The organism is Citrobacter sp. Cf116 (assembly GCF_030336505.1).
Lineage (GTDB): Bacteria > Pseudomonadota > Gammaproteobacteria > Enterobacterales > Enterobacteriaceae > Citrobacter > Citrobacter freundii.
In genome coordinates, this window is record NZ_JAOWEQ010000034.1 from 735,071 (window position 1) to 749,636 (window position 14,566).

At 52.9% G+C, this 14,566-nt stretch carries 14 protein-coding genes; 5 read left to right on the plus strand and 9 right to left on the minus strand.

Annotated elements, in window-relative coordinates; genetic code table 11:
- The first annotated feature begins 7 nt into the window (after nt 1-7).
- From OGV74_RS08910 to OGV74_RS08925, 4 genes are all read left to right on the plus strand, one after another.
- Nucleotides 8-1,426, plus strand: a complete 1,419-nt coding sequence (locus OGV74_RS08910; protein ID WP_003025096.1) for a glutamate synthase small subunit — start codon at nt 8-10, stop codon at nt 1,424-1,426.
- A gap of 199 nt (nt 1,427-1,625) precedes the next feature.
- Complete coding sequence (locus tag OGV74_RS08915) at nt 1,626-2,708, plus strand: PDDEXK nuclease domain-containing protein (protein WP_003025099.1); 1,083 nt, start codon at nt 1,626-1,628, stop codon at nt 2,706-2,708.
- 137 nt (nt 2,709-2,845) lie between these two features.
- A complete protein-coding gene (gene codB / locus OGV74_RS08920; RefSeq protein ID WP_003844832.1) occupies nt 2,846-4,096 on the plus strand; it encodes a cytosine permease in 1,251 nt (416 codons plus the stop codon).
- Nucleotides 4,086-5,366 carry a cytosine deaminase gene (locus OGV74_RS08925; protein WP_003025105.1) on the plus strand — a complete coding sequence of 427 codons (1,281 nt, stop codon included), beginning with the start codon at nt 4,086-4,088 and terminating at the stop codon, nt 5,364-5,366. Before codB ends, OGV74_RS08925 begins: the two co-directional genes overlap by 11 nt.
- Before the next feature lie 58 nt (nt 5,367-5,424).
- Here the strand turns inward: OGV74_RS08925 and nanQ are convergent, their stop codons facing one another.
- The 5 genes from nanQ to nanR all read right to left on the minus strand — a co-directional run bounded on the left by nanQ (nt 5,425) and on the right by nanR (nt 10,291).
- The gene (gene nanQ / locus OGV74_RS08930) at nt 5,425-5,892 is read right to left on the minus strand and encodes an N-acetylneuraminate anomerase (RefSeq protein WP_003025108.1); all 468 of its coding nucleotides are present in this window, start codon (nt 5,890-5,892) and stop codon (nt 5,425-5,427) included.
- A gap of 2 nt (nt 5,893-5,894) precedes the next feature.
- Nucleotides 5,895-6,764 carry an N-acetylmannosamine kinase gene (gene nanK, locus OGV74_RS08935; RefSeq protein WP_086504611.1) on the minus strand — a complete coding sequence of 290 codons (870 nt, stop codon included), beginning with the start codon at nt 6,762-6,764 and terminating at the stop codon, nt 5,895-5,897.
- 106 nt (nt 6,765-6,870) lie between these two features.
- Nucleotides 6,871-8,361 carry an MFS transporter gene (locus OGV74_RS08940; protein ID WP_086504612.1) on the minus strand — a complete coding sequence of 497 codons (1,491 nt, stop codon included), beginning with the start codon at nt 8,359-8,361 and terminating at the stop codon, nt 6,871-6,873.
- 110 nt (nt 8,362-8,471) lie between these two features.
- Nucleotides 8,472-9,365: an N-acetylneuraminate lyase gene (nanA, locus tag OGV74_RS08945; RefSeq protein WP_071697447.1), complete on the minus strand. Its 894-nt coding sequence runs from the start codon at nt 9,363-9,365 to the stop codon at nt 8,472-8,474.
- A gap of 134 nt (nt 9,366-9,499) precedes the next feature.
- Nucleotides 9,500-10,291: a transcriptional regulator NanR gene (nanR, locus tag OGV74_RS08950; RefSeq protein WP_071697446.1), complete on the minus strand. Its 792-nt coding sequence runs from the start codon at nt 10,289-10,291 to the stop codon at nt 9,500-9,502.
- A 360-nt stretch (nt 10,292-10,651) separates the two neighbouring features.
- On the opposite strand from nanR, the gene dcuC reads away from it, so the two are divergent.
- Nucleotides 10,652-12,019, plus strand: a complete 1,368-nt coding sequence (gene dcuC / locus OGV74_RS08955; protein ID WP_286520667.1) for an anaerobic C4-dicarboxylate transporter DcuC — start codon at nt 10,652-10,654, stop codon at nt 12,017-12,019.
- 56 nt (nt 12,020-12,075) lie between these two features.
- Here dcuC and sspB read toward each other — a convergent pair whose 3' ends face one another.
- The 4 genes from sspB to rplM form a co-directional block, all read right to left on the minus strand.
- Nucleotides 12,076-12,579: a ClpXP protease specificity-enhancing factor gene (sspB, locus tag OGV74_RS08960; RefSeq protein WP_003025130.1), complete on the minus strand. Its 504-nt coding sequence runs from the start codon at nt 12,577-12,579 to the stop codon at nt 12,076-12,078.
- 5 nt (nt 12,580-12,584) lie between these two features.
- Entirely contained in the window at nt 12,585-13,223 is a 639-nt protein-coding gene (sspA, locus tag OGV74_RS08965; RefSeq protein WP_003025132.1) for a stringent starvation protein SspA, read from the minus strand.
- A gap of 316 nt (nt 13,224-13,539) precedes the next feature.
- Nucleotides 13,540-13,932, minus strand: coding sequence for a 30S ribosomal protein S9 (gene rpsI / locus OGV74_RS08970; RefSeq protein ID WP_003025138.1), 393 nt, complete (start codon nt 13,930-13,932; stop codon nt 13,540-13,542).
- 15 nt (nt 13,933-13,947) lie between these two features.
- Nucleotides 13,948-14,376: a 50S ribosomal protein L13 gene (gene rplM / locus OGV74_RS08975; RefSeq protein ID WP_003025141.1), complete on the minus strand. Its 429-nt coding sequence runs from the start codon at nt 14,374-14,376 to the stop codon at nt 13,948-13,950.
- Nucleotides 14,377-14,566 lie beyond the last annotated feature (190 nt).

Consider the following 14,566-nt stretch of genomic DNA (forward strand, 5'->3'; position numbering starts at 1 on the left):
AGCAGCAATGAGTCAGAACGTATACCAATTTATCGACCTGCAGCGTGTTGATCCGCCGAAGAAGCCGCTGAAGATCCGCAAGATCGAGTTTATCGAGATTTACGAGCCGTTTTCCGAAGGCCAAGCCAAAGCACAGGCAGATCGCTGCCTGTCCTGCGGTAACCCGTACTGCGAGTGGAAGTGCCCGGTGCATAACTACATCCCGAACTGGCTGAAGTTGGCGAATGAGGGACGTATTTTTGAAGCGGCTGAGCTGTCACATCAGACCAACACCCTGCCGGAAGTCTGCGGGCGCGTGTGTCCGCAGGACCGTCTGTGTGAGGGTTCCTGTACGCTGAACGATGAGTTCGGCGCGGTGACCATCGGCAATATTGAACGCTATATCAACGACAAAGCGTTTGAGATGGGCTGGCGTCCGGATATGACCGGTGTTCGCCAGACGGACAAGCGCGTCGCCATTATCGGTGCCGGTCCTGCAGGTCTGGCCTGTGCTGATGTGCTGACCCGCAACGGCGTGAAGGCGGTGGTCTTTGACCGTCACCCGGAAATCGGCGGCTTGCTGACCTTCGGTATCCCAGCCTTCAAGCTGGAAAAAGAGGTCATGACCCGTCGCCGTGAAATCTTCACCGGCATGGGCATTGAGTTCAAACTGAACGTGGAAGTAGGCCGTGACGTACAGCTCAACGATTTGCTGAAGGATTACGACGCCGTGTTCCTTGGCGTAGGAACCTATCAGTCGATGCGCGGCGGGCTGGAAAACGAAGACGCTGATGGCGTGTTTGATGCCCTGCCGTTCCTGATTGCCAATACCAAACAGTTGATGGGCTTTGGCGAAAGCAGCAATGAGCCATACATCAGCATGGAAGGCAAACGTGTCGTCGTGCTCGGCGGTGGCGATACCGCGATGGACTGCGTGCGCACCTCCGTACGTCAGGAAGCATCACACGTTATCTGCGCCTATCGTCGCGATGAAGAGAACATGCCGGGTTCGAAACGCGAAGTGAAAAACGCGCGCGAAGAAGGCGTCGAGTTCCAGTTCAACGTCCAGCCTTTAGGTGTGGAAGTGAATGCCAACGGGAAAGTGTGCGGCGTGAAAATGGCGCGCACTGAAATGGGCGAACCGGATGCGAAGGGACGTCGCCGTGCGGAGATCGTCGCTGGCTCCGAGCACGTTGTTCCGGCTGATGCCGTGGTCCTGGCGTTTGGTTTCCGCCCACATAGCATGGAATGGTTGAAAGAGCACAGCGTCGAACTGGATTCACAGGGGCGCATTATTGCCCCGGAACGTAGCGACAACGCTTTCCAGACCAGCAACCCGAAAATCTTCGCAGGCGGCGACATCGTACGCGGTTCGGATCTGGTGGTCACCGCGATTGCCGAAGGTCGTAAAGCGGCAGACGGGATTCTGAATTACCTGGAAGTGTAAAAGAGCCTTCTCTGGCCCCTGTTCACGTTTGTCGACAGGGGCTTTTTTTCTCCGTATTTCTCCACCATTCTTTGAAAGCTACTCGCAATTAAGACTGCAAGTCTTTGTAATTAGTAGAATGTGGATTGACCACTTCAGCACCCGGGCGTATTGATCGCGGAATATTTTTACACCGTAACTTTCACGAAAGGGATGAAGTATGACCACGCCGACGTCACTTCAGGATGCAGATGACTATCAGCAAATCCATAACGGAATTGTTCGACTACTGGACACCGCGCGGACAGAAACTGTCCGTAGTATCAATGCACTAATGACGGCGACCTACTGGGAAATTGGTCGACGAATTGTTGAATTTGAGCAAGGTGGTGAATCCCGGGCAGCCTATGGCGCTCAGCTTATTGAACGGCTGTCAGTGGATCTAAACCAACGCTATAAACGGGGGTTTTCCATGGTAAACATACGGCAAATGCGTATGTTTTATCTTTATTTTCAACAAATTGAGATTCAGCAGACACTGTCTGGTGAATCTCAAAATCTCATACAACTCGCCAAAACATTCCCACTACCCTGGTCGGCGTATGTCCGCCTCTTGTCTGTTAAAAATGCCGATGCCCGCACTTTTTATGAGAAAGAGACTCTCCGTAACGGCTGGTCAGTACGGCAGCTCAATCGACAAATTGCCACTCAGTTTTATGAGCGGACGCTGTTGTCCCGCGACAAATCCGCCATGTTGCAGAAGGCAGTCCCGACGGAGCCTGAAGTCTTGCCTGAAAAGGCCATCCGCGATCCGTTCATTCTGGAGTTTCTTGGCCTCAAGGATGAGTATTCAGAATCGGATCTTGAAGAGGCGCTGATCAATCACCTGATGGACTTTATGCTGGAGCTCGGCGACGATTTTGCTTTTGTTGGCCGTCAGCGTCGATTGCGCATTGACGATAACTGGTTCCGCGTCGATCTGCTGTTCTTTCATCGTCGTTTACGCTGCCTGTTGCTCGTTGATCTAAAAGTAGGCAAATTCAGCTATGCGGATGCCGGGCAGATGAATATGTATCTGAACTATGCCAAAGAACATTGGACGATACCGGGGGAAAATCCGCCAGTCGGGCTGATTCTGTGCGCAGGAAAAGGGGCGGGGGAAGCGCACTACGCGTTGAACGGCCTACCGAATACCATCCAGGCGAGCGAGTACAAAGTACAGCTACCTGATGAAAAATTACTTGCAGACGAGCTCATTCGTTCACAAACCATGCTGGGAACTCAACTCACAGACGCGGGTTAACTGTCGACCAAGGAAAATCAACGCAATCATCAACACCATAAATAATAACCATGTAAAGATTATACGTAATCGTTTGCTTTATTCTGAGAACTGTATATTATGCGGCGGATTTTTTGGGCAAAATTCATGGAGGCGTTGTGTCGCAGGACAACAATTATAGCCAGGGCCCCGTCCCTCTGGCGGCGCGGAAAGGCGTGGTTCCACTAACATTTGTCATGTTGGGGCTTACATTTTTTTCCGCCAGTATGTGGACCGGTGGCACACTCGGTACCGGTCTTTCCTATAATGATTTCTTCCTGGCAGTTCTCTTCGGTAATCTTCTCCTCGGTATTTACACTGCATTTCTCGGTTTTATCGGCGCAAAAACAGGGCTCTCAACCCACCTTCTGGCGCGTTACTCATTTGGTTTGAAAGGTTCATGGCTTCCCTCACTGTTGTTAGGCGGTACGCAGGTAGGCTGGTTTGGCGTGGGTGTGGCTATGTTTGCTATCCCGGTGGGCAAAGCGACAGGAATTGACGTCAATATCCTGATTGCGGTTTCCGGTCTGTTGATGACCCTGACCATCTTTTTTGGCATCTCGGCGCTGACCGTTTTATCTATCATCGCCGTGCCTGCCATCGTCGTTCTTGGCAGCTACTCCGTCTGGCTGGCGGTGAGTGATGTCGGCGGTTTAGACCATTTAAAAGCGATAGTGCCGCAGACGCCGCTGAATTTCTCCACCGCCCTGGCGCTGGTGGTCGGTTCGTTTGTCAGCGCAGGAACATTAACCGCCGACTTCGTGCGCTTTGGTCGCAACGCCAAAGGCGCGGTGCTGATTGCCATGGTGGCGTTTTTCCTTGGCAACTCCTTGATGTTCATCTTCGGCGCTGCGGGCGCGGCTGCGGTTGGACAGGCGGATATCTCTGATGTGATGATTGCCCAGGGACTGCTGCTGCCCGCGATTGTAGTGCTCGGTCTGAACATCTGGACGACTAACGACAATGCGCTGTATGCCTCAGGTCTGGGATTTGCCAATATTACCGGCCTTTCCAGCCGTACGCTGTCGGTGGCTAACGGTATTATCGGCACATTGTGCGCGCTATGGCTTTACAATAACTTTGTCGGTTGGCTGACTTTTCTGTCGGCAGCAATTCCCCCGATTGGCGGGGTGATCATCGCCGACTATCTGCTGAACCATCGTCGCTATGCCGACTTCAGCAAAGCGCAATTTATTTCCGTAAACTGGATAGCGATCCTGTCCGTTGCATTGGGCATTGCCGCAGGTCACTATATTCCCGGTATTGTGCCCGTCAACGCCGTACTTGGCGGCGTATTCAGCTATATCCTGCTGAATCCACTTTTTAATCGCAGCCTTGCTAAATCACCAGAGGTCAGCCATGCAGAATAATAACATCACCCTTCGTCAGGCACGTTTACAGGGACGCGAAGGATTGTGGCAGCTCACGATTGAAAACGGGCGCTTCAGCCGGATTGAGCCACAGGACACCGCCACGTTACCGCAGGGCGAAGTGCTTGATGCCGAAGGCGGCCTGGCCATTCCACCGTTCGTTGAGCCACATATCCATCTGGACACCACGCAAACCGCAGGCGAGCCGAGCTGGAACCAGTCTGGTACGTTATTTGAAGGCATTGAGCGTTGGGCCGAACGTAAGGCAATGCTCACGCACGAAGACGTCAAAGCGCGCGCCATGCAGACGCTGAAGTGGCAGATGGCCAACGGCATCCAGTATGTCCGCACGCACGTTGACGTTTCCGATCCGACGCTGACTGCACTGAAAGCCATGCTGGAGGTGAAGCAAGAAGTCGCGCCGTGGGTAGAGCTGCAAATTGTCGCCTTCCCGCAAGAGGGCATTCTTTCTTACCCCAACGGTGAAGCGCTATTAGAGGAAGCCGTGCGTTTGGGCGCAGACGTCATTGGCGCGATCCCCCACTTTGAATTTACGCGTGAATATGGCGTTGAGTCGCTGCACAAAATTTTCGCTCTGGCGCAGAAATACGATCGGCTTATCGATGTGCACTGCGACGAAATTGACGATGAGCAATCACGCTTTGTTGAAACCGTCGCGGCGCTGGCGCATCGTGACAATATGGGCGAACGCGTGACCGCCAGCCATACCACGGCAATGCATTCCTATAACGGCGCGTATGCTTCCCGCCTCTTTCGCCTGTTGAAAATGTCCGGCATTAACTTTGTCGCGAACCCACTGGTAAATATTCACCTGCAAGGGCGCTTTGATACGTATCCTAAACGTCGCGGCGTAACGCGCGTCAAAGAGATGCTGGAAGCGGAGATCAACGTCTGCTTCGGCCATGATGACGTCTTCGACCCGTGGTATCCGCTGGGCACCGCCAATATGCTGCAGGTACTGCATATGGGATTACATGTGTGTCAGCTGATGGGATACGGACAAATCAACGATGGGCTGAACCTGGTTACCACCCACAGTGCGAAAACCCTGCACCTGCAGGATTACGGTCTGAACGTGGGAAACTCCGGAAATCTGGTGATTTTAGCGGCAGAAAATGGATTTGACGCGGTTCGTCGCCAGACGCCTGCACGTTATTCCATTCGTCACGGGCGAGTCATTGCTGAGACAGTGCCAAGCCAGACCACGCTGCATCTGGCGCAGCCGGAAGCGGTGACGTTTAAGCGCTAAGTTGTTCTATCCAGTGTCGGATGGCGCAAGCCTTGCCATCCGACACGGTCTCTCATCGTCAGGCTTGTAATAAGCTGGCGCGCACCTTGATCACGACCTTTTTGATTTCCCCCGGCCCCCCCACCATACAGCCCGGTTTATGCGGCTCGCCCGGCATAAAAATCGCAAATCTTCCCGGTTTCAGTACGATCGCCTGCTCATCGGCAATCTCGCTGCACAGCTGATAGTCATCCTCAACATGCATCTCATCGCACTGGCGAGCAGAATCGGTCATCCCGAACAGAATGCGTTCTTCGCCGGACAACAGCACCTGAATATCAATGTACTGCTGATGCAGTTCCGCTTTCTTTTGCTCTGGGCTCTGCGTCGCAAACTGCATGACATTCATAAAAATAGTATCGCCCTGCAACGCGTAGCGCCCTGGCGTTTTCTCCTGCGGATTCGCCGCAATGGCAAGCGTTAATGCCTGCTGTAAGACCGGATGTAATCCGGCAGAAGGCAGTGAACGCAACTCATCTGATATCATCATCATTCTCCCTGGGCCAACAGCGCGGCCCCCAGTAATCCAGCGTCATGGCGGTAATGCGCCGCCAGTAATTCCACGTGATAGGCCAAGGGCTCTTGTGCCAGATAATGTTCAACCAGCGCCATATATCCTTCAGCCAGCCCAACGCTGCCGCCAATCACCACAATCTGGCAATCGGTCGTGGCCTTCACATCGCCGATAAGCCTTGCCAAAGTACGCGCCGAGCGATGGATCAACCTGCTTGCCTGCTCATCTCCTTGCCCGGCGCGGCTAAAAATGGTTTTGGCGTCGCATCCAGCAAGCGTACCTTCGGCTGCAGCCGCGATCCCTCGACCGGAAGCAATCGCCTCGACGCAGCCCACACGTCCGCAGCCGCAGGCCGGTCCATTGGGATCCGCCAGCGTATGTCCTAAGTGCCCAGCCAGACCACCAGACCCGGTGAGTAACTTGCCGCTGCTGATCACGCCGCCGCCGACGCCTGTCGACACGGTGATAAACACCATGTCGCTTATCTCATCTGCCATAGCGTGGTATTCCGCCCAGGCCGCCGCCTGTGCGTCATTGACTGCCAGCGTCGGCAGGCCGGTGATTTGTTCCAGCGTTTGTGTTAGCGGAAAATGCATCAACCCGCCAAGGTTATGCGGATTCAGCGCCAGTAAAGCCCCCTCACGGATAATCCCCGTCGAGGCGATCGCCACCCGATTAGCACGCCCCTGTAGCGGTGCAACCAGTGCTTGCAGCGCAGCGCGCAGCGCCTCCGGCGTTTTGCTGGAGGGCGTCGGCAATTCACGCCGCTCGCGAATTTGCAGATTACTGTCTAACAGCGCGGCAGCCAGTTTGGTACCGCCGATATCCATTGCCAATGTGGTCATGACACCGCCTTCTGCATCGCGGTGATACGCTTTTTATCCCGTTGCTCAAGTAACGACATACTTCTTCCCTTACGCTAATTGCCCGGTTCAACACCGGGCAATGGGATTAACTTTTGGATTTCACCATGGTGCTTTTGTCACCGCCGAACGGCACAGCCCCGCTAAACGGTCGACCATCAATGGCATCATGCGTACGTAACGCTTCAGGACGCAGCCAGCGCTGTACGCGGGACGGCATATCGAGACCAATCAGCAGGATCACCACAAATGTCAGGCCGAAAGAGAGCGATCCCAGCGCGGTGCCCAGATCCAGACGTTGGGCAATCAGCGCGCCGATGATCGGTGCCAGAGCCCCACCCAGTGCGCCCACGTTATAGGTGAAGCCCAGGCCCGCCGCACGCTGGTCGGTATCGAAATAGCCGCCAATCAGTTTTGGTAAGATCCCGGAGATCCCCTGGCCGAGCATTTGCTGGAAAAACAGCAGCAAACCCAGCACCCAGACGTTTGAGCCGCCAATCGCAAATACCGGAATAATCAGCAACTGCGAGGCCAGCAGACTGCAGACATAGGCCTTGCGCGTGCCCAGCCAGTCGCCAAGAAAACCGCCGACGCAACAACCGACCGCCGCGCCAAATCCGCTAAAGAACAGGACATTGGCAACCGTGTGCGGATCATAGGCCAGCTCGGTTTTCAGATAGGTTGGCAGCAGCGCCTGAATGGGCCATGAATAGAGGAAGGCGAATAGTACGACCACCATCAGCATGACGCCCGTCGGCCAGCGCTTCCCGCTGCTTTGCACCATAAAGCTAATGAAAATAAACGCACATATCAGGCCGAGGACCGCCACGATAGCCGCATTTTGCAGGTCGCCAGCAAAGCAGAACCACAGCGCGGTTGCAGCGGCGATCGTCATCAGAATATTAATTACCCGATGATCGCCCCGGTAGAGAATATCCACCATCGTGCGCACTGGCGCTTTGCCTTCGTGTTTCTCTTTCCAGTCTTCCGCTTCCGGAATATTTTTACGCAGCCAGAGGGCGAAGATAATTGGCAGAATGCCGATGAAGAACAGCGCGCGCCACCCCCAGACCGGAACCACCAGGCTGTAGACCTGCGCGGCGATCACCGCGCCAACAGAGAAACCGGAAATCAGGAAGCCACTGGCTTTATTTCGCAGGTGTTTAGGCCAACTTTCAATAACATAGGTTGCACTGGAGCCGTACTCACCCGCCATTCCCATACCGATAACCAGACGGGCGATAAACATGGTGGTGTAGCCCGGCGCGAAGCCGCAGGCCAGCGTCCCCACGGAGAACAGAATGATGCTGGTGACCATTGCCAGACGGCGTCCGTAACGGTCGCCCATTGCCCCCAGCACTAACCCGCCAAACCAACGGGAGATAAAGGCGGCCGAGATCAGGCTGGCGGCCTGCACCGTCGTCAGTCCGAATTCGCCCTGCACTTCTGTCAGCACCAGGGCGATTAACACAAAATCGAAACCATCAAGCAAATATCCCAGCCAGGCGGCGGAAAATGCCCGCCATTGTGCCCGATTGAGATGGCGATACCACGGGATGCTCTGGGTAGAAATACTCATTTTACTCTCCCGACGATCTTTGTTGTTGTGCCGGGTGGTGGCTTTGCCTTACCCGGCTTACGGTCGAAAAATCCAGGCCGGGCAAGCGAAGCGCCCCCGGCGACCCGCGATTACGCCTTTTCCGCCAGCAGTTGGTTTGCCAGCGCTTTCAGTTCCGGCAGATAGCGTTCATCTACCGGAGCAAAGGGTTTACGGCACAGTGGAATAGAAACCACATCCATATAGTGCAGTACTGTTTTCAGGCCGCGGAACACGCCAACCTTAATAAGCAGATCGATAACCTTATTGCACTCGGTTTGCAGCTTTTGCGCCGTGCGAATGTCACCTTCTTTGAGCGCTTTCACAATTCCCTGATAACGCCATCCCATGATGTTGTAAGTGCTACCGATACCACCATCTGCGCCTGCTAGCAGTCCAGAAGCGAAGATCTCGTCATAACCGTTATAAAGCACCAGATCGGGATGAGCGCGGCGGATCTGTTCCATCTGATAGAGATCGCCAGAAGTTTGCTTCAGTGCGCCAACGCCCGGCAACGTCACCAGCGTGTTGATCTGATCCAGCGTCAGTTTTACGCCGCTCAGTGCCGGGATGTTATAGACCACCATCGGTAAGCCACCGGCGGAATCGATAATTGCGCGGTAGTGATCGCAGTGCTCTTCAAAGCTGAACGGATAGTAAAACGGCGTGACGGCCGAAACCGCATCAAATCCGTATCGATGCGCAGCGCTCGCCAGCTGTTGGCTCTCTTCGGTGCTCACCGTGCCAACATGGGCGATCAGCGTCACCTTGCCTTTTGCTTCTTCAGCAACAATTTCCAGAACCTGCTCTCTTTCAGCGCGGTTCTGGACAAAAGCCTCACCCGTTGAGCCACCAACGTAGAGCCCATCGATCCCCTGCCCAATATTGAAACGCACCAGACGGCGCAGGCTCTCGATGTCCAGTTTCTGTTGGTTATCGAATGGAGTTAATAACGCTGGCATTACGCCTTTTAAATTTCTTGCCATAACGACCTCTGACGATGATTAGTGTTATCTGACTGCATACCTTTATACCTGTTATACCAGATCAAATAAGCAGCAATACAATACAGAACGCTTATAGTGCGATCTGCTTCACTAAAAGATCGTCAGGATCGCGATTACTTACGCAATTTTTTACTTTTGCTGAAGGCGTGCCAGGTTGCGGAAACGCTATTGAGATGTTCTTGCAGTGCGCGGTCTGCTTCTTCAGGATCACGCTGACGAATCGCCTCGACAATGGCGATATGCTGCTGATAACTCACGTTATTGTGTTCATACAATTCTTGATCGGCAACGGCCGGACGGGCAGCAATTAACCAGTCTAACAGCGCAACGTGGATCGCCATAAAGATGGGATTGCCCGGGATCTCCGCCAGTACGCGGTGAAAATCAACGTCCGAACGGATGAACAACGTATTGTCATCGAGCGACTGGCTGTTGATCTCCAACGCTTTCGCCAGCCTGTCGATTTGCTCATCTGTCGCATGTTCGGCGGCGTATCGAACCAGGCTTGATTCAAAGAACAGTCGCAACTGCTCGAAGTGGGCAATGCCGCCGGGATGTGCGAGGAAATCTTTCGCCATACCAGACAGCTCGCTGATGATGGTATCAGCTGAAGGACGCGAAACGCGGGCGCGCTCGCCGTTGTTGATTTGTACCAGACCTTTGCGTTTTAACGCGGCCAGCGCTTCTCGTACAGAAGGACGGCCCACGTTAAAGAAGGCCATCAGCTCCCGTTCAGACGGCAACTGTTCGCCCTCGCCAAATTCCCGACGACGAATCATCTGCTCCAGTTCTTCCTCAACCATTTCAGACAGTTTTTTACGCGCCAGCGGGCGATTGCGTAAGCTACGGCCAATGGTGGATGGAGAGTCTTCAGCTTGCGAATCAAATGCGTTCATAGGGTCCATTCAGCTAAGTCGTGGTGACAAACAACAGCGGGTTTATCCTAACACAGGATCGAAAGCAGGGTGAAATGATGGTCGATCCGCCCCCGCTGGCTTATTGATAATATACGTAACAGCAATATTATTTTAAGCGAGTATCTTCCGCCTATTTTTAATTTAATAGAGTTATATCATCTTCATGAAATTTATGAACATTAACGTGATAATTTATCATAACCATCTATTTTATAACGATAAATAATTAAACCCTTGAATTAAAAATAAGATATTCACTCCATAAAAAATGCCCAGAAAAATATAACATCCGTTGGGATAACAGCGTTATTACCGGATTTATCTTCTTCTCTGGCATGGAGTGAAACAATGTTCGGCATCATTATCTCTGTCATCGTTTTATTAACGATGGGTTACCTGATCCTCAAAAACTACAAACCGCAGGTCGTGCTGGCCGCCGCCGGGATCTTCCTGATGATCTGCGGCGTCTGGCTGGGCTACGGCGTGTTGGTCGCTGACGATAAGAGCAGTGGCTATCTACTGGTCGATATTTACAACGAAATTTTGCGTATGCTCTCCAACCGCGCGGCCGGGCTGGGGTTATCAATCATGGCAGTGGGTGGTTATGCCCGCTATATGGACAGAATGGGAGCCAGCAGAGCGATGGTTAGCCTGTTAAGCCGCCCGCTCAAGCTAATCCGCTCACCCTATGTTGTGCTTGCCGCCACCTATGTTATTGGTCAGATCATGGCGCAATTTATTACCAGCGCATCCGGGTTAGGTATGTTGCTGATGGTGACGCTATTCCCAACGCTGGTCAGTCTTGGCGTGAGCCGTTTATCCGCTGTTGCGGTCATTGCCACTTCGATGTCGATTGAATGGGGCATTCTGGAAACCAACTCTATTTTTGCCGCGCAGGTCGCGGGTATGAAAATCGCCACTTATTTCTTTCAATACCAGTTGCCCGTCGCGTCGTGTGTCATTGTCGCCGTCGCCATTGCGCATTTTTTCGTTCAGCGTCAGTTTGATAAAAAAGCCGCACCGGAAAGCAACGGATTTGCTGAACAAAAGACGCTGGAAAACGTACCTCCGCTCTATTACGCCATTCTACCCGTCATGCCGCTGATCCTGATGCTGGGCTCGCTTGCCCTTGCGCAAATGGGGCTAATGAAAGCAGAGTTGAATCTGGTGGTGGTGATGTTGATGAGCATGACGCTGACTATGTTTGTTGAATTCCTGCATAAACATAATCTGCGCGAAACGATGGATGATGTGCAGGCTTTTTTTGACGGCATGGGGACGCAGTTTGCCAACGTTGTCACGCTGGTGGTCGCCGGTGAAATCTTTGCGAAAGGGTTGACGACTATCGGGACTGTCGACGCCGTAATAAAAGGCGCAGAGCATTCCGGTCTTGGCGGCATTGGCGTGATGATCATCATGGCGATGGTCATCGCCGCCTGTGCGATTGTCATGGGGTCAGGCAACGCACCGTTTATGTCTTTTGCCAGCCTCATTCCGGATATTGCCGCCGGGCTGCATATGCCTGCAGTAGTGATGATTATGCCGATGCATTTTGCCACTACGCTTGCCCGCGCGGTGTCACCCATAACCGCTGTAATTGTCGTGACATCAGGTATTGCCGGCGTGTCGCCCTTTGAAGTAGTAAAACGTACAGCAATCCCGATGGCAGTAGGATTTGTGGTGAATATGGTAGCCACCATCGCGCTGTTTTACTGATCCCGAAGCCAGAAAACAGAACAGGCCCGAAAGGGCCTGTTTTTTTATTTCACTATTTATTTCACTACGCGCAGCGCTGGACGCCCACCGCGAGGTGGCGGCGGAGTGTCATCAGGATCGTTGTCGTCGCCATTGTCAGGCTTATCGCCATCAATGACCGACATGACTGTTTCACTCTCAAAACCAGACGCGTCGTTGTCGTCATCATTTAAGCTGGCGACATCTTCATCGTAGGCGGCTTCCGGTTCGAACATCGTACCAGCGCCATTTTCACGTGCATAAATTGCCAGAACAGCAGCCAACGGCACAGACACCTGACGCGGCACACCACCGAAGCGCGCGTTAAAGCGCACTTCATCGTTAGCCAGTTCCAGGTTGCCCACCGCACGCGGTGCAATATTCAGAACAATTTGCCCGTCACGCGCATATTCCATTGGAACCTGCACGTCCTGGAGCGTCACATCCACCACCAGATGCGGCGTGAGCTGGTTGTCTAGCAACCACTCATAGAATGCGCGCAGCAGATACGGACGGCGTGGTGTTAGCTGTGGCAAATCCATACAGGTTAACCCCGGCCCAGACGCATTTCACGTTCAGGCTCAGTCAGAGAAGCCAGGAAAGAGTCACGTTCGAAGACGCGAGTCATGTACCCTTTCAGTTCTTTCGAACCTGCACCGTTGAATTCAATACCCAGCTGCGGTAAACGCCACAGCAGCGGCGCCAGGTAACAGTCTACCAGGCTGAACTCATCGCTCAGGAAGTAAGGTTTCTGGCCAAATACTGGCGCAATTGCCAGCAGTTCTTCGCGCAGACGCTTACGCGCGACTTCGGCTTCAGATGCAGAACCGTTCACGATGACATTCATCAGCGTGTACCAGTCTTTTTCAATACGCTGCATGTACAGGCGGCTTTCACCACGCGCAACCGGGTAAACCGGCATCAGCGGCGGATGCGGGAAGCGCTCATCCAGGTATTCCATAATGATGCGAGATTCCCACAGGGTCAGCTCACGATCCACCAGTGTCGGTACGCTCTGATTCGGGTTGAGGTCGATCAGATCCTGAGGTGGATTGTCCTTCTCCACGTGCTCAATCTCGAAACTAACACCTTTCTCAGCCAGCACAATGCGGACCTGATGGCTATAGATGTCAGTAGGACCAGAAAACAGCGTCATTACCGAACGTTTGTTGGCAGCGACAGCCATGAAAACCTCCAGGTATATTCAGAATTTTTACTGCTACCAGCCACTCAGTGGCCAGCCAGAAGTGATGTCACCCAGACTCGGGAAAGTCATTGCTGTTCAAAATACAAACAAAAAATGAACGATACCGGACATTTGGGCAGAAAATTGGATGATAGTTTACCAGATTTTGTGACCTTTGTGGTGAGTCGATTCTTGAAATGGGGAAAAAGAGGTGGCAATCAGCGGATTACCGTGGATCTGAGGCGAAAAATAACGATAAAAAAACCCGCCAAAGCGGGTTTTTTCGCAAATTGTCGTCTGCCGAAGCAGAGTACAATTAACGTTTGGAGAACTGAGGACGACGACGTGCTTTACGCAGACCGACTTTCTTACGTTCAACCTGACGAGCATCACGGGTAACGAAGCCAGCTTTACGCAGTTCGCCACGCAGGGACTCGTCGTACTCCATCAGAGCGCGGGTGATACCGTGACGGATCGCACCAGCCTGACCAGAGATACCACCACCTTTAACAGTGATGTACAGATCCAGTTTCTCAACCATGTCGACCAGTTCCAGCGGCTGACGAACTACCATGCGGGCAGTTTCACGACCGAAGTACTGTTCCAGAGAACGTTGGTTGATTACGATTTTACCACTGCCCGGTTTGATGAAAACGCGAGCTGCGGAACTTTTGCGGCGACCAGTGCCGTAGTATTGATTTTCAGCCATTGCCTATAATCCCGATTAGATGTCAAGAACTTGCGGTTGCTGTGCCGCGTGGTTGTGCTCGTTGCCAGCGTAAACTTTCAGTTTACGGAACATAGCACGACCCAGCGGGCCTTTTGGCAGCATGCCTTTAACCGCGATTTCAAGCACACGCTCAGGACGGCGAGCAATCATCTCTTCAAAGGTCGCTTGTTTGATACCACCGATGTGGCCGGTGTGGTGATAGTACACTTTGTCAGTACGCTTGTTGCCGGTTACAGCAACTTTGTCAGCGTTCAGAACGATGATGTAATCACCGGTATCTACGTGCGGAGTGTATTCCGCTTTGTGCTTACCGCGCAGGCGCAGAGCCAGTTCGGAAGCCAGACGGCCCAGAGTTTTACCGGTCGCGTCAACAACATACCAGTCGCGTTTTACGGTTTCTGGTTTAGCTGTAAAAGTTTTCATTAAAAGCTTACCCAAATAAATAAGTTACACGTTGGTGAACACCCAAACGTTTTGTCAGTTGAGGTTCACACGACATTGTCCAGCAAACCTACCCCTTCGAATAGCCTATGCCGGCGCATAGAAAGTTTTGGGAAAAAAACTCTCTCGTAACGTGGGGTCGCAAGATTATAGAGAAGTCAGGGTCAAAGAT